This window comes from Stenotrophomonas sp. MMGLT7 (assembly GCF_021168555.1).
Lineage (GTDB): Bacteria > Pseudomonadota > Gammaproteobacteria > Xanthomonadales > Xanthomonadaceae > MMGLT7.
Map to the genome: position 1 here is coordinate 290,877 of NZ_JAJOZS010000002.1, position 19,015 is coordinate 309,891.

At 70.7% G+C, this 19,015-nt stretch carries 15 protein-coding genes; 7 read left to right on the forward strand and 8 right to left on the reverse strand.

Translation table 11 applies throughout. From position 1 onward, the window contains the following. Window positions 1–165: 165 nt before the first annotated feature. On the reverse strand, window positions 166–1,167 hold the full coding sequence (gene gap, locus LRX76_RS04020) for a type I glyceraldehyde-3-phosphate dehydrogenase (protein WP_231802318.1): 1,002 nt from the start codon (window positions 1,165–1,167) through the stop codon (window positions 166–168). A gap of 201 nt (window positions 1,168–1,368) precedes the next feature. Here gap and LRX76_RS04025 point away from each other — a divergent pair, with 201 nt between their 5' ends. The 4 genes from LRX76_RS04025 to LRX76_RS04040 all read left to right on the forward strand — a co-directional run bounded on the left by LRX76_RS04025 (window position 1,369) and on the right by LRX76_RS04040 (window position 4,548). Beyond that, window positions 1,369–2,013 (forward strand): OmpW family outer membrane protein, encoded by a 645-nt coding sequence (locus LRX76_RS04025; RefSeq protein WP_231802320.1) that lies wholly within the window; start codon window positions 1,369–1,371, stop codon window positions 2,011–2,013. Between the two features lie 269 nt (window positions 2,014–2,282). Then, window positions 2,283–3,083: a S1/P1 nuclease gene (locus LRX76_RS04030; RefSeq protein WP_231802322.1), complete on the forward strand. Its 801-nt coding sequence runs from the start codon at window positions 2,283–2,285 to the stop codon at window positions 3,081–3,083. Window positions 3,084–3,095: 12 nt separating this feature from the next. Continuing rightward, on the forward strand, window positions 3,096–3,911 hold the full coding sequence (locus LRX76_RS04035) for an MBL fold metallo-hydrolase (protein ID WP_231802324.1): 816 nt from the start codon (window positions 3,096–3,098) through the stop codon (window positions 3,909–3,911). A gap of 79 nt (window positions 3,912–3,990) precedes the next feature. Beyond that, window positions 3,991–4,548 carry a flavin reductase family protein gene (locus tag LRX76_RS04040; protein ID WP_231802646.1) on the forward strand — a complete coding sequence of 186 codons (558 nt, stop codon included), beginning with the start codon at window positions 3,991–3,993 and terminating at the stop codon, window positions 4,546–4,548. A gap of 266 nt (window positions 4,549–4,814) precedes the next feature. Here the strand turns inward: LRX76_RS04040 and LRX76_RS04045 are convergent, their stop codons facing one another. The 4 genes from LRX76_RS04045 to LRX76_RS04060 all read right to left on the reverse strand — a co-directional run bounded on the left by LRX76_RS04045 (window position 4,815) and on the right by LRX76_RS04060 (window position 8,620). Then, window positions 4,815–5,405, reverse strand: a complete 591-nt coding sequence (locus LRX76_RS04045; RefSeq protein ID WP_231802326.1) for an energy transducer TonB — start codon at window positions 5,403–5,405, stop codon at window positions 4,815–4,817. Next, window positions 5,402–6,859: a TonB family protein gene (locus tag LRX76_RS04050; RefSeq protein WP_231802328.1), complete on the reverse strand. Its 1,458-nt coding sequence runs from the start codon at window positions 6,857–6,859 to the stop codon at window positions 5,402–5,404. The genes LRX76_RS04045 and LRX76_RS04050 overlap by 4 nt, the downstream gene beginning before the upstream one ends. Continuing rightward, complete coding sequence (locus tag LRX76_RS04055) at window positions 6,849–7,214, reverse strand: BlaI/MecI/CopY family transcriptional regulator (RefSeq protein WP_231802330.1); 366 nt, start codon at window positions 7,212–7,214, stop codon at window positions 6,849–6,851. Before LRX76_RS04055 ends, LRX76_RS04050 begins: the two co-directional genes overlap by 11 nt. A 323-nt stretch (window positions 7,215–7,537) precedes the next feature. Further along, the gene (locus LRX76_RS04060) at window positions 7,538–8,620 is read right to left on the reverse strand and encodes an Ldh family oxidoreductase (protein WP_231802332.1); all 1,083 of its coding nucleotides are present in this window, start codon (window positions 8,618–8,620) and stop codon (window positions 7,538–7,540) included. A gap of 586 nt (window positions 8,621–9,206) precedes the next feature. Here LRX76_RS04060 and LRX76_RS04065 point away from each other — a divergent pair. The 3 genes from LRX76_RS04065 (at window position 9,207) to LRX76_RS04075 (ending at window position 12,925) form a co-directional block, all read left to right on the forward strand. Then, window positions 9,207–11,159 carry an acetyl-CoA hydrolase/transferase C-terminal domain-containing protein gene (locus tag LRX76_RS04065; RefSeq protein ID WP_231802335.1) on the forward strand — a complete coding sequence of 651 codons (1,953 nt, stop codon included), beginning with the start codon at window positions 9,207–9,209 and terminating at the stop codon, window positions 11,157–11,159. Between the two features lie 94 nt (window positions 11,160–11,253). Further along, the gene (locus tag LRX76_RS04070; protein ID WP_231802337.1) at window positions 11,254–12,216 is read left to right on the forward strand and encodes a L,D-transpeptidase; all 963 of its coding nucleotides are present in this window, start codon (window positions 11,254–11,256) and stop codon (window positions 12,214–12,216) included. A gap of 4 nt (window positions 12,217–12,220) precedes the next feature. Beyond that, complete coding sequence (locus LRX76_RS04075; RefSeq protein WP_231802339.1) at window positions 12,221–12,925, forward strand: M23 family metallopeptidase; 705 nt, start codon at window positions 12,221–12,223, stop codon at window positions 12,923–12,925. A 61-nt stretch (window positions 12,926–12,986) separates the two neighbouring features. Here LRX76_RS04075 and LRX76_RS04080 read toward each other — a convergent pair whose 3' ends face one another. The 3 genes from LRX76_RS04080 to ggt all read right to left on the reverse strand — a co-directional run bounded on the left by LRX76_RS04080 (window position 12,987) and on the right by ggt (window position 19,013). After that, a complete protein-coding gene (locus LRX76_RS04080; protein WP_231802341.1) occupies window positions 12,987–13,808 on the reverse strand; it encodes a GNAT family N-acetyltransferase in 822 nt (273 codons plus the stop codon). 80 nt (window positions 13,809–13,888) lie between these two features. Beyond that, window positions 13,889–16,858, reverse strand: a complete 2,970-nt coding sequence (locus LRX76_RS04085) for an amidohydrolase family protein (protein WP_231802343.1) — start codon at window positions 16,856–16,858, stop codon at window positions 13,889–13,891. A 316-nt stretch (window positions 16,859–17,174) separates the two neighbouring features. Next, window positions 17,175–19,013 carry a gamma-glutamyltransferase gene (ggt, locus tag LRX76_RS04090; protein WP_231802345.1) on the reverse strand — a complete coding sequence of 613 codons (1,839 nt, stop codon included), beginning with the start codon at window positions 19,011–19,013 and terminating at the stop codon, window positions 17,175–17,177. Window positions 19,014–19,015: the final 2 nt, after the last annotated feature.

The window sequence follows — 19,015 nt, forward strand, 5'->3', positions numbered from 1 at the left end:
CGCGCCACCTTCTCCCGCGAGCGGGAGAAGGGAACCGCGTGCCGCCGATTTTGTGATCGGGGGACAGCACGACGGCAGGGCGCCGCCGCGATGGCCGGCCTGCGCAGCGCCAAAAGGAAAGGCGCCCGCAGGCGCCCTTCCGGTACATCGCGAACGAGGCGCCGCTCAGCCGGCGACGACCTTGACCATCTCCAGGCACTTGTTGGAGTAGCCCCACTCGTTGTCGTACCAGGACACCAGCTTGACGAAGGTGCCGTCCAGGGCGATGCCGGCGTCGGCGTCGAAGATCGAGGTGCGGGTGTCGCCGCGGAAGTCGGTGGCGACCACCTTGTCCTCGGTGTAGCCGAGCACGCCCTTCAGCGCGCCTTCGCTCTGCGCCTTCACCTCGGCCTTGATCTCGTCGTAGGTCGCCGGGGTGTCCAGCTCGACGGTCAGGTCCACCACCGACACGTCCGAGGTCGGCACGCGGAAGCTCATGCCGGTGAGCTTCTTGTTGAGCTCGGGGATGACCACGCCCACCGCCTTGGCCGCGCCGGTCGAGGACGGGATGATGTTCTCGAGGATGCCGCGCCCGCCGCGCCAGTCCTTGTTGGACGGGCCGTCGACGGTCTTCTGGGTGGCGGTGGCGGCGTGCACGGTGGTCATCAGGCCGCGCTTGATGCCCCACTTGTCGTGGATCACCTTGGCCAGCGGCGCCAGGCAGTTGGTGGTGCATGAGGCGTTGGAGACGATCGCCTGGCCGGCGTAGGTGGCGTGGTTGACGCCATAGACGAACATCGGCGTGTCGTCCTTGGACGGTGCCGACAGGATCACCTTCCTGGCGCCGGCGTCGATGTGCTTCTGCGCGGTTTCCTTGGTCAGGAACAGGCCGGTGGACTCGATCACCACCTCGGCACCGACCTCGTCCCACTTCAGGTTGGCCGGGTCGCGCTCGGCGCTCAGGCGGATCTTCTTGCCGTTGACGACCAGGGTGTTGCCCTGCACCGAGACCTCGCCCTTGAAGCGGCCATGCACCGAGTCGTACTGCAGCATGTAGGCCAGGTAGTCGGGGTCGAGCAGGTCGTTGATGCCGACGATCTCGATGTCGTCGCCGAAGTTCTGTACCGCCGAACGCAGCACGTTGCGTCCGATACGGCCGAAACCATTGATGCCAACCTTGATTGCCATGTCCAGTAGCTCCTGCGACCGCGGCCCGCGCGGCGGATGGGTGGAAAGGGCCGACATTCTAGCAGGAGGGGCCTTCGCCCCCGCTTCAGGCAGACGGCCGGGGGCGGACCGGACGACCGCGCGCAATTGATCCAGATCAAGGCGAACGCGTTAAGAAATCGAAAAAATCCGCTCAAATTCCGACCCACCGAGAGTCAACACATGAGCAAGAACATCTCGCTACTCGCCGCAAGCCTGGCTGCCGCCATCGCCTTCGCCGCCGCGCCGGCCATGGCGCAATCCAAGGGTGACTGGACCATCGGCGTGGGCGTGCACAACGTCGATCCCAAGTCCGACAACGGCACCCTGAACGGTTCGGCGCTGGACCTGGGCGCGCTCAAGACCCACGTGGACGACGACACCAAGCCCACCGTGACCTTCGAGTACTTCATCGCCGACAACGTGGGCATCGAGGTGCTGGGCGCGCTGCCGTTCAAGCACGACATCAGCATCGACGGCGTCGGCAAGGTCGGCGAGACCAAGCAGCTGCCGCCGGTGGTGTCGCTGCAGTACCACTTCACCAACGCCAGCATCGCCACCCCGTTCGTCGGCCTGGGCGTGAACTACACCAAGTTCTTCAGCACCGACGGCAAGGGCGCGCTGGCCGACGCCAAGCTGCGCCTGGAAGACTCCTGGGGCCTGGCCGCGCACGTGGGCGTGGACTTCGCCGTCAGCGACAAGGGCGCGCTGCGCGTGGACATGCGCTGGGCCGACATCGACACCAAGGTGAAGGTCAACGGCAACAAGCTCGGCACCGCCAACATCGACCCGCTGGTCTACGGCGTCGCCTACGTGTTCAAGTTCTGATAACCCCCTCCCATCAGGCTTTTCACGCAGTGCACGCAACGGGCGGAAGGTTCTCCTTCCGCCCGTTTTCTGTGGCCTTTTCCGCGTGGGACGCTGTTGCATTGCAACCGCGCAGCCCGGGTAAGCGAATCGCACCGTGCATGGCTGGCCGATGACCCGGGTGCGCTCCGCTTGCCCGGCCTACGGGTCGGGGCGTTCCCTGCCGGCCGCGACGGCAGCGCCGCTTCCGCTCCCGAATCCGTCATGACCGCGCCGGTAGAATCGACGGCATGAAGAAGACCCACTTGACCGCACTGCTGTGCACGCTGGCCTGCGCACTGCAGCCGTTCCAGGCCCTGGCCTGGGGTGGACAGGGCCACCGTCTCGTCGCCGAGATCGCGCAGGCGCAACTCACCCCGCAGGCCCGCCAGCAGGTGACGCAACTGCTGCAAGGCGAACCCGTGGCCACGCTGCCGGGCATCGCCTCCTGGGCAGACGAACTGCGCGAATCCGACCCGGACCTGGGCAAGCGCAGCGCGCGCTGGCACTACGTCAACATCGGCGAAAGCGACTGCCGGTACCAGCCGTCGCGCGACTGCGCCGATGGCAACTGCGTGGTCGAGGCGTTGCAGGCCCAGGCCGCGCTGCTGGCCGACCGCAGCCAGCCGCTGCCGGTGCGGCGCCAGGCTCTCAAGTTCGTGGTGCACCTGGTCGGCGACATCCACCAGCCCATGCATGCCGGCTACGCCCGCGACCGCGGCGGCAACGACTACCAGATCCAGTTCGATGGCCGCGGCAGCAACCTGCACTCGCTGTGGGACAGCGGCATGCTGCGCCAGCGCAAGCTGGACGACGCGCACTACCTGCAGGTACTGCAGGCGCTGCCGCGTGCGGCGCCGGCCAGGGCGGCCGATGCCCCAGGCTGGGCCGAGGCGTCGTGCCGCATCGCCATCGCGCCTGGCACCTATCCGCCGCGCCACGTCCTGCCGGCCGGCTACGTCGAAACCCGGCGCCCGCTGGCCGAGGCCCAGCTGCGCCTGGCCGGCGACCGGCTGGCGGACCTGCTCAATGCGGCGTTTTCCCCGCCCTGACCGGAGATCGACATGACCGTCGAGGTGATTCCCTTCTTCCATGTCGGCAGCAACACCTTCAGCTACCTGGCGGCCGACCCGGCCAGCGGCGACGCCGCGGTGATCGACCCGGTGCTGGAGTACGACCCGCACAGCGGGGCCGCCGATGAAGCGCCGGCCCAGGCGCTGGTCGATGCCGTGCGGCAACGCGGCTGGCAGGTGCAGTGGCTGCTGGAAACCCACGCCCACGCCGACCATGTCTCGGCCGCGCGCTGGCTCAAGCGGCAATGGCCGCAGGCCCGCGTGGGCATCGGCGCCGGCATCGTCCAGGTGCAGCGCACCTTCGCCGGCCCGCTCGGGCTGCCGCAGGGCTTCCGCAGCGACGGCACCCAGTTCGACCACCTGTTCGTCGATGGCGAACGCTTCGCCGTGGGCGGCGTGCAGGCGCGCGTCATCGCCGTGCCGGGCCATACGCCGGACAGCATCGCCTACCTGATCGGCGATGCGCTGTTCCCCGGCGATTCGATCTTCATGCCCGACGGCGGCACCGCACGCTGCGACTTCCCCGGCGGCGACGCCGCGCAGCTGTACCGCTCCATCCGCCGCCTGTACGAGCTTGCCGATGCGACGCGCATGTTCGTCTGCCACGACTACGGACCGGGCGGCCGCGAGGTCGCCTGCCAGACCAGCATCGGCGAGCAGAAGCGCGGCAACATCCACGTGCGTGCGGACACCTCCGAGCAGGACTTCGTGCGGCAGCGCACCGCGCGCGACGCCACGCTGGCGCCGCCGCGGCTGATGCAGCCGGCGGTGCGCGCCAACATCCAGGGCGGGGCCTTGCCGGACTGAGCCGCCGCTTCACGCCGCGGATACCCGCCGCATCGCCGCCGCGCGCATCATGGGCGCGGGCTGGAACGAGGGCATGGCGATGAAGAAATACCGCAAGCAGGATTTCCCGGTCGAACAGGTGCGGCGCTTCCTCGAGCCGGGGCCGATCGTGCTGGTCAGCTCGGCATGCGACGGCGAGCGCGACATCATGACCATGGGCTGGCACATGGTGCTGGAGTTCTCGCCATCGCTGCTGGCTTGCTGCATCTCCAGCGGCAACCACAGCTTCGAGCTGGTGCGCCGCAGCCGCGAGTGCGTGATCAACCTGCCCACCGTCGACATCGTCGATACCGTGGCCGGCATCGGCAACAGCAGCGGCGCACAGATCGACAAGTTCGCCCATTTTGGCCTGACCGCCGAGGACGCCGAACACGTGGACGCTCCGCTGATCGCCGAGTGCCACTCCAGTTTCGAATGCCGCCTCCACGACGACAGCCAGGTCGAGCGCTACAACCTGTTCATCTGGGAAGTGGTGAAGGCGCACGTGGCGCCGCGCCCGCGGATCCCGCAGACCGTGCACTACCGCGGCGACGGCGAGTTCATGGTCGCGGGCAAGGAGATCTCGCGGCGGCGGCTGTTCCTGCCGGAGATGCTGTAGGGCGGGCCCTGGCCCGCCGCAGGGTGCTCGCAGAACCGGCGCATCCGCGCCTCGATCGTTGGCTTGCGTGCCTTCGGTCCGTGGCCTCGGCGGTCGCGGTGGGCGGCGCGGACTCCGCGGTAGGCCAAGTGCTGGAGCGCCCTTGTAGGAGCGACTTCAGTCGCGATGAGGCTCTACCGGTAAAGCCCCATCGCGACTGAAGTCGCTCCTACGTCGCTCCTACAACGGCGCCGCCAACGGTGTCGCCAACGCTGCCGCGGGCGGGCTCAACTGCGCGGCATGCTGCCGGAGCGCACCGTCGCCTTGCCCTGCCGCACCTCGAAGGTGAACGCGTACTGCAGCGTCACCGCCACCGGCTGCACCTGCTGGGCATCGGCGCAGTCGCCAGGGTCGTCGGGGACGGCAGCGTCGGCATAGCTGCACATCGCCGCCGGACGGAATCGCCAGCGCGCCACCGCATCGAGCGCCGCCTGCACCAGCACGGCGCTGGCCGGATCGGCGACGGCGCCGCACTCCTCGCGCTCGGCCAGGGGCGTGGCATGCATCACCGTGCCGTCGTCGGCGATCGCCACGCTCACGCACACGACGGTGGGCGGCAGCGTCTGCCGGCCCGCTTGCGGCGGCAGCACCGGCTCGGGCGCCTGCAGCGGCAGCGGCATGCGGAACAACTGTCGCGGCTGCAAGGTGTAGCGCTCCAGCCGGCCGCCCCCGCCGCCATCGGACTCCGCGCCTAGCAGGCGGCTGTCGATGGACTGCGAGTAGGCCGCCTCCTCCCGCGGCGGCGGCCTGCCGCCGCTGGCGCAGCCGGCGCATGCGGCCGCGAGCAGGCACGCCCAGGCCAGCGCGGGCGTGCTCATCCGGCCACCGTGGCGAGCACGCCGCACAGGCGCTTGGACGAATCGCCCGGATCGTCCCGCAGCACGTCGCAGGTTCCGCGATAGGAGCCGCTGTCGCCGCGCTCGATCCGGTACCAGCGATAGCGCCCGGCAGCCGCCACGCCTTCCGGTGCGGCGGCAGGTTGCATCATCGGATCGAAGGTCACCGGCACCCGCATCCTCCCGGGTACCGCCACGCCATTCCTGCGTGCCGGCTCGAATCGCCATTGCATGGCCACGTCCAGCACGGACTGGTCGAACACGCCGGCCGGGCGACTGCGTTCCACCCGCGCGCCAGTGGGGACGCCCTGCGCATCGATGTCCATCAGCAGCACGACCTCGCCGCTGCGGGCGTGCCTGAGCGCTTCGGCCGGGTACTTCGGCGGCGGCAGCGACTGCTTCAGGCCGGGTGCGCCGGTGCCCGCCCGCGGCGTGTCCGCCGTGGGCACGGCCGATGCCGGTACGCCGGGGCCGGTGGCGGACTGCGCGCGCGCCTCGCTCCGGGTGGGGGCTGCCGCACCTGCGGACGCGACGGCACGCGCCGGCTGCTGCGCCCAGGCGGCGTAGGCGCCGGCGACGGCAAGGGCCGCGACCAGCGTGCGGGCGAAGATCGCGCGGACCCGCGAGGGGGTCTTCCTCTTCAGCATGGCAATGCGCTCCTTGAGGGGGTGGCGGGGTGTCCATTGGCAGGCCATCGGCGCCAGCGGGCCGGTGAACTGGGTCTTGAGCATGGCGCTGGCGTAGGCCTTGCGAGCCGCGGGCATGGCGGCGACCACGGCGGCATCGCAGGCCAGTTCCTGGTCGAGACGGAAGCGACGCAGCGCGAGGTGCAGCAGCGGGTTGAACCAGTGCAGGCAAAGCACCGCCGCCGCCACGGCGTTGGCCCAGGCATCGCCGCGGCGCAGGTGCACGCGCTCGTGCGCCAGCACCAGGCGCTGCTCCTCGGCCGTGTAGCGTCGTTCGAAGTCGTGCGGCAGCACGATCCGGGGGCGCAGCAGGCCGACCAGCGCCGGCAGCGCTGCGCCATCGCCCTGCGCCCGGAATACCTGCGCGCTCCCGCCTGCGACCGCCTGCAGCGCCCCGAGTCCGCGCAGGAAACGCAGGTGCCGGCAGCCGAGCACGATCGCCGTGGCCAGCGCGCCGGCCAGCCACAGCGCCAGCACCGGCCACGTCCAGTCGATGCCGGCACCATCGGCATGCAGCGGCGCGACCCGACCTTGCAGGCCCGCCAGCAGGAGCGGCGCCTCGACCGCCGCGCGGCGCGCCGGCAGCAGCACCGCGAGCATGGCCAGCGGCACGCACCACCAAAGCGCATAGGCTGCCTGCGCCCCGAATCCACGGCGAAGCGGCAGCCGCAGCGACAGCACCAGCGCCACCGCCAGCGAGCCGGCAACGGACAGCTTCGCCAGCACGGGCAGCACGACGTCAGGGCTCATCGTCCAGCTCCGAGACCAGCCGCTTGAGTTCGGCGACATCGGCCGCGCTGAGCTTGCCGTGCTCGCTGAAATGCGCGACCAGCGGCGCCACCCGCCCGCCGAACAGGCGCCGGAGCAGGCCTTCGCTCTGCTGCTGCACCCAGCGCTCGCGGTCCAGCAGCGGCGTGTAGAGATAGCGCCGGCCGTCCTTGCGCGCGGCGATCGCGCCCTTGTTGAGCAATCGGTTGAGCAGGGTCTTGACGGTGGGTTCGGCCCAGCCGGTACCGGCCAGCGCCGCGATCACCTCGTCGGCGCCGCGCGGGTGGCCTTGCCACAACACCTCCATCACCTGTGCCTCGGCATCGCTGACCTGCATCGTTTACACCCGTAATCACTTCTCCCGATTACACGCGTAAACGAATGTGCCGTCAAGCCTAGGTCCGATGCGTTCCGATGGGCCGCACTTGGCTCCCGGCCGCCGGAGGGCCATCCGGGCAGGAGATGCCTCATGCCGATGCCCTCGTTCCCAAGGATCCGGCTGCAACGCCGAGGCGTGGCGGGTTCGCCGGGCCCCGGCGGCTCGAGCCGGCACCTGCGCGGTGAATGGCCCGGACGCAAGAAGGGCGCCGCGCGGCGCCCTTCTTGCTGGCATTGGGAACAAGGCCGCGCCCCATGACGACGGGCGCGGCCCCGGCTCGCTCAGGCAGCGGCCGCCGTGCCTTCCGGCAGCGCCACGCCGAGCTTGTCGGCCAGTTCGGCCAGCGAGTCCCAGCTGCCCTGCCCCAGTTCGATATGGTCGGCATGGCGGGCCTGGTTGGCCGCCTCGTACTGGCCGGGGTACTGCACGCCGCTGCCGCCGGGCTGGGGCGGGCAGGCCAGCAGGTAGTCGATGAAGGCCCCGGTCTCGTGGCGTTGCCAGGCCGGATCCGCACCATGGCTCGGGTGGGCGGGATCGAACACCAGCGCGAACAGGTTGTTGGTCGCCAGTTTGCCATTGCGCGGGTGCTCGGGCTGCACGGTGCCGCCACCGGAATAGACACCGGCGAGCAGCTCGGTCAGCACGCCCAGCGCATAGCCCTTGTGGCCGCCGAACGGCAGCATGCTGCCGTGCGGGTTGGCGAACATCACCCCCGGATCGGTGGTGGGATTGCCCTGGGCATCGATCAGGCTGCCGGCCGGCGCGGGCTGGCCGTTCTCGGCATAGACGCGCACCTTGTTCAGCGCCACCGCGCTGGTGGCCATGTCCACCACCAGCGGCGGCCGCCCGTCGGGGAGCGGGATGCCGAAGCACAGCGGGTTGGTGGTCAGCCGCCCTTCGGCGCCGCCGAAGGGTGCGACCAGCGGCTCGCGGTTGATGATGTTGGTGAAGGCCAGCAGCACCAGGCCCTCGCGGGCCGCCATCTCGGCATAGAAGCCCATGCGCCCGAGGTGGTGGCAGCCGCGCAGCGTGAGCACGCACTGGCCGTGGCGGCGAGCGCCTTCGAACGCGCTCAGCAGCATCCGCTTGCCGATGTGCTGGCCGAAGCCATGCTGGCCGTCCCATGCCTGGAAGATCCCGGTATCGACCAGCAGCTGCCCGTCGGCAGTGCCGTCCAGCACGCCATCGGCGATGGCGCGGCAGTACCCCGGAAGGATCGACACGCCGTGGCTGGCATAGCCGCAGCGGTCCGACGAGACCAGGTGCTCGGCCACGTCGTGGGCGATCGCAGGCGGCACCTTCATGGCCTGCAACAGGCTGGCGGCGAACGTCTCGGCCTGGCCGAGCGAAAGGGAAACACTCATGGACACTCCTGCGCAGGATCGACTGCGGTTGCTTTAGGTAACCGTCCCCACGCGGATCCACGGCCGCCGTCGCGCCAGTTCCGGCAGGCCACGGCGGATGCCGGTGCCGGATTGTCGTCGAACGACGGGAGCGGCGATGCTGCCCTTGTCGAACCGGGGGGTGATATGCACGAATGCGAGACTGCGTCCACGAACATCGGGCGGGCCTGTCTGCCATCAAGGGGGTGAACTTTCACGGCACGGGTCGCCACGCGGCGGCTCTCTCTACATACGGCAGGTCAAAGGCTAGACGGACCATTCCCGGCATGTGTTGACCCAGGTCAAACCCGCTAGATGAATACGCGATTCCGCGACATTATGTCGCACATAAATCGGAGCCGCGTCGTTCCCTGCGGCAAAACACCGCATGAGCAGTCGCCCAGCCCCCGCCTTGCCGCACCCGGGCCGTATCACGCGCCGGCAGGAAGCCGGCACCGCGCCCGCCGGCCGACGACGGCGATCGACGGTCGGTTCTGCGACACTACGCCACCTTGCCGCGCCGACCGGGCGGCATCCGCGATTCCGCCCTGGGAGGGGCTTCGGGTCGATGACCGAACGGCTGGCCGATATCGACGCGACCGTCGCACTCATCCTGCGGCGCGTCAGCGGGCCGTTGCGCGTCGGCCTGCCGCTGGGACTGGGCAAGCCGCACCGGCTGGTCAACGCGCTGTACGCGCACGCGGCGGCCGATGCCTCGCGTCCGCTGCACCTGTATACGGCGCTGTCGCTGGACCCGCCCCGCCCCGCGGCCGGCCTGGAGGGCCGTTTCTCCGAGCCGTTCGTCGAGCGCCATTTCGGCAGCGACTTCCCCCGCCTGGCCTATGTCGATGCATTGCTGCGCGACGCGCTTCCCGCCCATGTCCGGGTGGAGGAGTTCTACATGCAGTCCGGCGCGCTGCTGCGCTCGCGGCAGGCGCAGCGCAGCTACACCAGCCTGAACTACACCATGGCCGCCGACGCCATCGCCCGGCGCGAGCCGAACCTGATCGTGCAGAAGGTCGCGCGCGAACCCGGTGGCGCCCGGCTGTCGCTGTCGTGCAACAACGACATCACCCAGGACACGCTCGACGCGATCCGCGCGCATGGACGGCCGCGGCCGCTGATGGTGGCCGAGGTCGATCCGGAACTGCCCTGGCTGGGCGGCAGCGCGGCGATGGACGAGGATTTCTTCGACATCGTGCTGACGCCGCCCGGCCCGTACCCGAGGCTCTTCGGCCTGCCGCGGCAGCCGGTGGCCGATGCCGACCACGCCATCGGCCTGTACGCCAGCGCATTGGTGCGCGATGGCGGCACCCTGCAGATCGGCATCGGCACGCTGGCCGACGCGCTCGGCCACGCACTGGCACTGCGGCATACCGACAACGCGCGCTATCGCCAGGTACTGCGGGCCCTGGATCCCGCGATCGAACGGCATCCGGCGGTACTGGCCAGCGGCGGCCTGGAACCGTTCTCCATCGGCCTGTACGGCTGCAGCGAGATGCTCAACGAGGGCTTCAGGCGATTGGTCGAGGCCGGCGTGATCCGCCGCCGCGTGCACGACGACGAAGCCCTGATGCGGCGCATCGCCGACGGCAGCGCCAGCGCCGCGGACCATGCGCGCCTGGCCGGCGAGGGCGAATACCTGCACGGCGCCTTCTACCTGGGTTCGCCGGACTTCTACCGCTGGCTGCGCGAACTGGACGAGGACCAGCGCCGCGGCATCGGCATGCGCCGCATCAGCGAGATCAACCAGCTCTACGGCGGCCGCGAATCGCTGCAGCGCCTGCAGCGCCGCGATGCGCGCTTCTTCAACTCGTGCATGATCGCCACCGCGCTGGGAGCGGCCACCTCCGACGGGCTGGAAGACGGGCGCGTCGTCTCCGGGGTGGGCGGCCAGCACGACTTCGTGGCGATGGCCCATGCGCTGGACGACGCGCGCAGCGCGCTGATGCTGCGCGCCACCCGCGAGCATGCCGGCGCCGAGGAATCCAACGTGCGCTGGAACTACGGCCACACCACCATTCCCCGCCACCTGCGCGACCTGTTCGTCACCGAATACGGCATTGCCGACCTGCGCGGGACGACGGACGAGGACTGCGTGATCGCGATGGCCGCCGTCACCGCCCGGCCCTACCAGGCGGGACTGCTGGAACAGGCGCGCGCCTCGCGCAAGCTGCGCGAGGACTTCGCCCCGCCGGCGGCCTGGCAACGCAATACGCCGCAGCAGTTGCAGCGCGCACTGGCACCGTTCCGCAACGACGGCACCCTGCCCGACTACCCGCTGGGCAGCGACTTCGGCGCCGACGAGCAGCGCCTGCTGCGTGCACTGGCCTGGCTGCAGCGGCGCACCGCCAGGACCGGCGACAAGCTGCACAGCGTGCTGGCGGCGCTGGTGGCGCCCGCGCGCCTCGACGACACGCAGCGCGACTGCATGCGGCGCATGGGCCTGGAGCACCCGCGCGGGCTGGGCGAACGCGTGCAGGCCCGGTTGCTGGCCTACGCGCTGCGGCAGCGCCGCTGAACGGAAACCGGGCGCGGTCAGCCGCCAGCAAGCCATTTCACGCCGGCTAGCCGAGGCCAGCCGGCATGGTGGGCAAAATCCAATGGATCCCGCCATGCTCACTCGCTGCCTGCTGACGACCTGCCTTTTGCTGCCCGCCGCCTGCGCCTGGGCGGCACCGCCGCTGCCCGCGCCTGTCGCCGAGGAGGGCGCTCAGCGCACGCCCGACCTGCGCGCACCGCGCTCGGACCTGCAGGCGCAGGTCCTGCTCGACCGCGCCCGCTTCTCGCCGGGGCAGATCGACGGCGTGCCCGGCTCCAACCAGCGCCGCGCGGTGGCCGGTTTCCAGAAGGCACACGGCCTGAACCCCAGCGGCGAACTCGACGACGCCACCTGGCAGGCACTGGAGCGCGACAGCGCGCCGGTACTGGTCGAATACACCGTGACCGATGCCGACGTGGCCGGCCCGTTCGTCGCCGTCCCCGCCAGGATCGCCCAGCAGGCCGGCCTGCCGGCGCTGGGATACCGCTCGATCGACGAGATGCTCGGCGAGCGCTTCCATGCCGACCCGGCATTGCTGCATGCGCTCAACCCCGGTGCCGATCTCACCCGCGCCGGCACCCGGCTGCAGGTTCCCGCGGTCGGCAATGCCGCGCCGCTGCCGCAGGCGGCGCGGATCGTGGTGGACAAGTCCGACTCGGCGGTACGCCTGCTCGACGACGACGGCAAGGTACTGGCGCAGTTCCCCGCCTCCTCCGGCAGCCGCCACGACCCGCTGCCGATCGGCCAGTGGAAGGTGCAGGGCGTGGTCCGCGACCCGACCTTCCACTACAACCCCAAGCTGTTCTGGGATGCGAACAAGGGCGACAAGAAGGCCACCATCGCCGCCGGCCCCAACAACCCGGTGGGCGTGGTGTGGGTGGACCTGAGCAAGCCGCACTACGGCATCCACGGCACGCCCGAGCCCGGCCACGTCGGCAAGACCGAATCGCACGGCTGCGTGCGCCTGACCAACTGGGACGCGACGACGCTGGCCGACGCCGTGCAGGCCGGCACCCCGGTGACGATGCAGGAGTGAGGCGATGAGGACGCTGCTGACCCTGGTACTGGGGCTGCTGCTGGGCATGGTGGGCTACCACTATCTCGGCGCCACGGCCGATGCCGGACCCGCGCCGGCGGTCGCGGCGCCGCAGTCGCGGCCGCTCTCGCCCTCCACCACGGCGGGCGATCCGGCCACCGTCGTGCCAGGCGTCACCACAACGCCTTCGCCGGACACGTCGCCGCCAGCTGCGACCGCAGCCCCTGCAGCCCCGCCGTCCGGCGCCAGCGGCAACGCGGCGGATCCCGGCGGCCTGCTGCTGCCGGTCCAGGGCATCGCCCGCGAGCAACTGCACGATACCTTCAGCGACGCGCGCAGCGAGGGCCGCGTGCACGACGCCATCGACATCCTGGCCGCGGAAGGGACGCCGGTGCTGGCGGTGGCCGACGGCACCGTGGAGAAACTGTTCGACAGCGAACGCGGCGGTCTCACCGTCTACCAGTTCGAGCCGAGCGGGAAGTATTGCTACTACTACGCGCACCTGCAGCGCTACGCCGACGGCCTGGCCGAGAAGCAGCCGATCCGGCGCGGCCAGGTGATCGGCTATGTCGGCAGCACCGGCAACGCCAGCGCCGAAGCCCCGCACCTGCATTTCGAGATCCACCGGCTCGGGCCGGAGCGGCACTGGTGGCAGGGCGAGGCGCTCAATCCGTACCCGCTGCTGGTGAGCGGCCGCCTGCCGGAGTAGGCCCTCGTCATGCAATGCGCCAGCACCACCTCGGGAAAAGAGGCGGTGCCTGGCCTCCGCGTCAACCGTCGTCGTCCGGCCTCACTACGTCCCAGGTCGCGAACAGCGACAATCCGCACGAACGGGCAAGGGCCACCGAGGCGTGGTTGTCGGGCTGGCAGCGGTACTGCGGCTCGTAACCCAGGGCGAGCGCGCGCGCACTCAGTGCGCGGACAGTCTTGCGCGCCAGCCCGCGGCCACGGAACGCAGGCAGGGTGATGACGCCCAGGTCGGCGAGACGGGTGTCGCTCCACGGATACATGCTCGCGACGCAGGCCAGCCGTCCGTGCGCGAAGGCGCCGAACACGAGCCAGTGATCGAGCTCGACGAACGCCTCATCGAGATCCGCCGCCGGAGCGCTCGACTCGAAGGCCGCGAACGCATCGGCATCGTCTTCTCCGAGCGGCCGCACCAGGGCGGGGACGGGTTCGGCCGCCAGGACGGCGTGTTCGGCAACCGGGAAATAGAACAGGTCGTCGGCGCCGTTGAACTCCAGCGACGCGCTCTGCATCGCCGCCGCCAGCCGTGCCCTGTCGATGTACGCGCCGGCCTCGACCTCCAGCCGCGCGGCCATGTCCGGAGCGACGGACAGCACGCCGCCACCGGCGACGGCTTCCAGCAGCATGACCCGGCGATTCGGCGGCAACGTGGGATCCACCACCACCCGGCAGGCATCGGCAGCGTCCAGCGGGCCCTGCCGCACGGCGCTGCCCAGCCAGTGGCCAATGACCGTGCCGGAGAATGCGGGGACCGTCGTCAATGCGCCGCAAGCGGGCACTTCACCCCGCACGTGAGCCCGTGCAGGGCCATGCCCAAGGTGGTCCTTGCCTTGCAACTTGATCAAGCTTCCACGCTCCAGTCCGCGACAAGGCCAGGATAGCCTGCCGGACGAGCCCGGGGAGCCGGAAGACGCCAGGCGGCACATCACTCGCGCGGGTGCAGCAACTCCTCGACGCTGAAGGCGCGGCCGTTGGCGATCACCTGGCGCACGTTGGCGGTATTGCCGATGTCCTGCAGGGGATCGCCCTCGATCAGCACGATGTCGGCCAGCTTGCCGGCCTCCAGCGTGCCGGCGTCCAGCCCCAGCAGCTCGGCCGAGGTCGCGGTGGCCGAACGCAGCGCCTGGAACGGCGTCATCCCGGCATCGACGTAGGACGCGATCTCCGCATGCAGGTTGATCGCGATCGGCGAGTCGGTACCGGCAGCGATCCTGCCGCCGGCATCGGCGATGGCCTTGATGCCGGCGGCGGTCCCGGCCATGGAATCCTTCAGCCGCGCCGGCAGCGCGTTGGCGTTGTGCACGGCGTCCTGCGCCCATTGCGGGTACAGCGCCAGTCGCGGGTCGTCGCGCAACTGCGGGTGCGCCTGCAGGTAGGCGACCAGTGCGCCGAAGTTGGTCGGGGTCAGCGGCCGCCCGGTCCTGCCGAACAGGTCCACCACGTCCTGGTAGACCCGCCCCAGCGACGCCTGCTTGGGCGAATAGCCGCGGCGGCTGGTGGCGCCCATGTGCTCGGTGTTGTCGACGCCGACGAAGGCGGCCGGATAGATCTCGTGCGTGGTCACCGGCACGCCCATCTGCGCATGCGCGAACTCGACCAGGCGGCGCTGCTGCAGGTCCGGCAGGCGCACGTAGCTCTTGAGCAGGTCGTAGCTGAGCGCGCGCGACCGCGCCAGTTCCTTCTCCAGGTGCGCCGGCCCGGACAGCGCGGTGCCCATCTTGTAGTACACGCGCTGCCATTCCAGCAGGTGCCCGGTGGCGAAGATGCGTGGGCCGATGCGCACCCCGGCCTCGCTGGCCTCGCGATCCTCCACGCCGTGGTAGGGCTGGTCGCCCGGGTTGCGCATCGTGGTCACGCCCCAGGCCAGCCAGGCCCGGTGCATCGCCTCGCCGAGGTCGCGCATGGGATGGGCATGGAACTCGATCAGCCCCGGCATCGCGGTCAGCTGCGGCGCCTCGATCACGCGCGCGGACGCATCGTGGCGGGCCGGATCGTGCGGGCCGATCGACGTGATGCGGTTGCCGTCGACGACGATGTCGACATCGCGCAGCAACTGCTCCTGCCTGCCGTCGAAGGCGTAGCCGGCATGGATGACGGTGCGGCCCGCGGGCACGGCGAGGGTGTAGTCCAGCTGCAGCGGCACCGGCGTGATCGCGCCGGTCTCGATGTCCACCTTCTTGAGGGTGTCGTTGGACTGGAACAGCAGCGTCTTCGAATCGCCCGCCCAGCTGGGCGAATGCGCCATCTCGGAGGTGACGCTGCGCGGCGGTCCCAGCGGCTCGCCCGCCGGCGACACCGGCCACACCCGCAGCTCGCCCTCGTACACGGCGGCCATCGCGTTGCCGTCGGGCGACCACACCGGGCCGGCGCCGCCGCGGGTGTCGATGGACAGGTTGGGCACCGGCGCGTACCAGGCCGACTCGCCGCTGCCGTCTGCCTTGATCACGAAGACCTGGTTGGTGCCCTCGCGGAAACTCTTCGAATACGGCGAGGACAGCGAGAGCGCCACGCGCTGGCTGTCGCCCGACCAGGTGGGCCGTCCCGGCTGGCCGAGCGAGGGCTGCAGCCGGGTGAGCCTGCCGCTGGCCACCTCGACCACGCACAGGCCGGCAACGCCCCACATGCCGTCGACGTCGATGAAGGCGATCTTGTTGCCGTCCGGCGACCACACCGCCTCCAGCGGCTGGGTCGTCATATCGGTCAGCTGCGTGTCCTTGCCGGTCTTCAGGTCGCGGATCCACAGCTGCTGCAGCCGGCCGCCCTTGTCGGAGGAGTACACCAGCCTGTCGCCGTCCGGCGACCAGGCCGGATCGACTTCCATGTAGCGGTCGTCGGTGAGCTTGCGCGGGGTGCCGCCGACCGGCATCAGGTACAGGTCGCCCAGGGCGACGAAGGCCACGTTGCGTCCGTCGGGCGAGATCGCCGGCCTGACGATGCCCAGCGCCTTGCGCGGCGCCTGCGAGTCGAAGTCGCGGCGGGCATGGGGGTAGTCCGGCTTGCGCGCCTGCAAGGTGGCGCTGAACTCCACCGGCTGCGGCGCGCCGCCGACGCCGGGACGGCGATGGATCCTGCCGTCGGAGACATAGTAGAAATCGCCATCGCGGCCCCACGAGACGCGGAAGGGGAACGCGTTCTCGTCGCCACTGACCGGCGTGCCGTCGATCTCCAGCCAGCTGCGGCCGTCGCCCTGCACGACGTAGGCCAGTTCGCCGCGCGGCCCCCACGACGGCGCATCGACCTGGCCCCCGGCCTTGCGCAGCTGCCGCTCCTGGCCGCTGGCCAGCGTCGTCGCCCACAGCGCGGAGACGTCGTCGCGGATGCTCGAATAGGCGATCTGGCGGCCATCGGGCGACCAGGTCGGCATGCGGTTCTCGTAGGCGTTGTCGGTCACCTTCTCGAAGGCGCCGGTGGCCAGCTCCAGCGTCCAGATGTTGTAGCTGCTGCTGCCGGGCGTGCCGCGGTCCGAGGCGAAAGCGATCCGGCGCCCGTCCGGCGACCAGGCCGGATCGCGATCGTCGAACGCGCCCTCGGTCAGCTTCTTCCGCTTGGAGCCGTCGGGCGAGATCGTCCACAGGTCGTAGCCGCCGTCGCGGAAGGCGAAGTAGGCCAGCGTGCTGCCGTCGGGCGACCACACCGGCTGGCGCGCGTCGTTGAACAGGTCGGTGATGCGCCGCGCCTTGCCGCCGCCGGCCGGCACGATCCACAGGCTGCCCTGCAGGTCGGTGGCCAGCCACTTGCCGTCGGGCGACACCGACACCGACATCGACGTGCCCTCGTGGACCTCGATGTCGATCTCCTGCGCAGCCGGAGCGGCGGCCTGCAGCGTGGACACCGCGGAGGCAGCTGCCAGGGCGGCGACCAGGGCAAGGATCGGCAGGTGGCGGCAGTACTTCATCGTTGCGACTCCAAGGAAGAGGACGGGGCGATGGGGCCGATGCTTTCCTTCTCCCGTTCACGGGAGAAGGTGCCCCGGAGGGGCGGATGAGGGTGCGCTCGGGCGCCTGCGGCGCCCCCCCCATCCGCCTTCGGCACCTTCCCCCGCTTGCGGGGGAAGGGAAAGAAGACATGCCCCCCGGCTTGCGGGGGAAGGAAAAGAAGGCGCGCCCCCCGCGCGCCGGGCAAGGGAAAGAAGGCGTGCCCCGCTTGCGGGGGACTGGAAGAAGACACGCCTCCCCGCAAGCAGGGGAAGGATTGTCCCCCCCGCCTTCCCGCTACCACCCGATCGCATAGCCGGCCCGGCGCGGATCGGCGCCGGCGCTCATCGTGCCGTGCTCGCCATCGACCAGGATGCCCTGCATGCCGCCGACGCCGGGCGTGTAGGCATCCAGGCGCTCGACCGGGTGCCCCATCGCCGCCAGCGCATCGCTGACCGCCTGCGGGATGCGCGACTCCATCGCGATCGTCGTGGCCGCGCCGGGGCGGTAGAAGTTGGGCTCGGCATCGATGCGGATGCGCGGCGCCTCGATCGCCTGCTGGATGTCCAGCCCGTAGTCGATCACGTTGACGATGCCCTGGAACTGCGTCTGGCCGATGCTCTCGCCGCCCGGCGTGCCGATCGCCAGCACCAGGCGGCCGTCCTTCATCACCAGGATCGGCGAATTGTTCAGCAGCGGGACCTTGCCCGGCGCCAGCGCGTTGACATTGTCCGCGTAGGGCGAGGTGGACCCGACCCGCATGCCGTTGTTGAACAGCAGCCCGGTATCGCCCACCACCACCCCGGCACCGAAGCCACCGCCGACGGTCGGCGTGCACACCACCGCGTTGCCGTCGCGATCGACGATCGAGAAGCTGGTGGTGTCCGGATCGTCGGCGTATGTCTCGGGCAGGCGTGGGTATGCGCGGCGCGCGGCGGCCATGGCGACCGCCTGCGGCGGCTGCCCGTGCGCCGGGTAGGCCATCGCCCGGTCCATCGCGATCGAGCGGCGGCGCTGCGCCGCGTACGCCTTGGACAGCAGTCCGTCCCATGGCACCTGGGTGAAGGCCGGATCGCCGACGTAGTGGTAGATGTCGGCCTTGGCCAGCTTGATGCTCTCGGCGATCAGGTGCAGCGCCTGCGGGCTCTGGAAACCGAGCGCCTTCAGGTCGTAGCCCTCGATCAGGTTGAGCTGCATCAGCACCTCGATGCCGCCGCGGGTGGCACGCGGATTGGCGTAGACGTCGTAGCCGCGGTAGGTGGTGTGCAGCGGCGCATCCCAGTGCGGCCGGTAGCCGGCGAGGTCGCGGCGCGACACCAGCCCGCCCTCGCGCGCGAAGAAGCCGTCGATCTCGCTGGCGATGTCGCCCTCGTAGAAGCGCGCATAGGCCGCCCGCAGCGCCGCCGACCGGTCGGCGCCGGCGGCCAGGGCGCCGCGCTCGGCCTGCACCAGTTTCTGCAGCGTGGCCGCATACGCCGGCTGCCGGAACAGCTCGCCGACCTGCGGCGGGCGCCCGCCCGGCAGGAACACCGCCGCCGTGCTCGGAAAGCGCTCGATCTGCGTGCGCTGGCGGACGATGCTGGCCACCAGCGAGCGGTTGGCCGGATGCCCGTCGCGGGCGTAGCGGATCGCCGGCGCCAGCACCTGCGCCAGCGACAGCCGGCCGTGGCGGTCGAGCAGTTCGATCAGGCCGCCGATCGCGCCCGGCGTGGTCGAGGCGAGCATGCCGTACTCCAGGTCCTGCTGCGTCATCGCCTGCGGCTTCACCGCCAGCGGCGCGGCGCCGTGCATCGCGAGCGAGTACGCCCTGCCCTCGCCGCGGTCGTAGTACATCGTGTAGCCGTTGCCGCCGATACCCGAGCTCTGCGGCTCGACCACGTTGAGCGTGGCGGCCACCGCCACCGCGGCATCGGCGGCATTGCCGCCCTCGGCGAGGATGCGCGCACCCGCCGCCGAGGCCAGCGGGTTGGCGCTGGTGACCAGCCCCTCCATGCCCGGCACCGGCGGCCGGTAGGTGGCCAGCGCGGCATGCGCGGCCGAATCGCCGGTGTCCTGCGCCTGTACGCCGCCGCCGACCGCCGCCAGCAGCGCCAGCAAGGCGCCCCATACGACCGCAAGGCATGCCCTGGTCTTCATGT

Coding starts and splice junctions, on each gene's coding strand:
- LRX76_RS04085 (WP_231802343.1), bottom strand. CDS start 16,858: ATGAAGTACTGCCGCCACCTGCCGATCCTTGCCCTGGTCGCCGCCCTG.
- LRX76_RS04040 (WP_231802646.1), top strand. CDS start 3,991: ATGAAGAAATACCGCAAGCAGGATTTCCCGGTCGAACAGGTGCGGCGC.
- LRX76_RS04065 (WP_231802335.1), top strand. CDS start 9,207: ATGACCGAACGGCTGGCCGATATCGACGCGACCGTCGCACTCATCCTG.
- LRX76_RS04050 (WP_231802328.1), bottom strand. CDS start 6,859: ATGAGCCCTGACGTCGTGCTGCCCGTGCTGGCGAAGCTGTCCGTTGCC.
- LRX76_RS04035 (WP_231802324.1), top strand. CDS start 3,096: ATGACCGTCGAGGTGATTCCCTTCTTCCATGTCGGCAGCAACACCTTC.
- LRX76_RS04070 (WP_231802337.1), top strand. CDS start 11,254: ATGCTCACTCGCTGCCTGCTGACGACCTGCCTTTTGCTGCCCGCCGCC.
- gap (WP_231802318.1), bottom strand. CDS start 1,167: ATGGCAATCAAGGTTGGCATCAATGGTTTCGGCCGTATCGGACGCAAC.
- LRX76_RS04075 (WP_231802339.1), top strand. CDS start 12,221: ATGAGGACGCTGCTGACCCTGGTACTGGGGCTGCTGCTGGGCATGGTG.
- LRX76_RS04025 (WP_231802320.1), top strand. CDS start 1,369: ATGAGCAAGAACATCTCGCTACTCGCCGCAAGCCTGGCTGCCGCCATC.
- LRX76_RS04055 (WP_231802330.1), bottom strand. CDS start 7,214: ATGCAGGTCAGCGATGCCGAGGCACAGGTGATGGAGGTGTTGTGGCAA.
- ggt (WP_231802345.1), bottom strand. CDS start 19,013: ATGAAGACCAGGGCATGCCTTGCGGTCGTATGGGGCGCCTTGCTGGCG.
- LRX76_RS04030 (WP_231802322.1), top strand. CDS start 2,283: ATGAAGAAGACCCACTTGACCGCACTGCTGTGCACGCTGGCCTGCGCA.
- LRX76_RS04045 (WP_231802326.1), bottom strand. CDS start 5,405: ATGAGCACGCCCGCGCTGGCCTGGGCGTGCCTGCTCGCGGCCGCATGC.
- LRX76_RS04060 (WP_231802332.1), bottom strand. CDS start 8,620: ATGAGTGTTTCCCTTTCGCTCGGCCAGGCCGAGACGTTCGCCGCCAGC.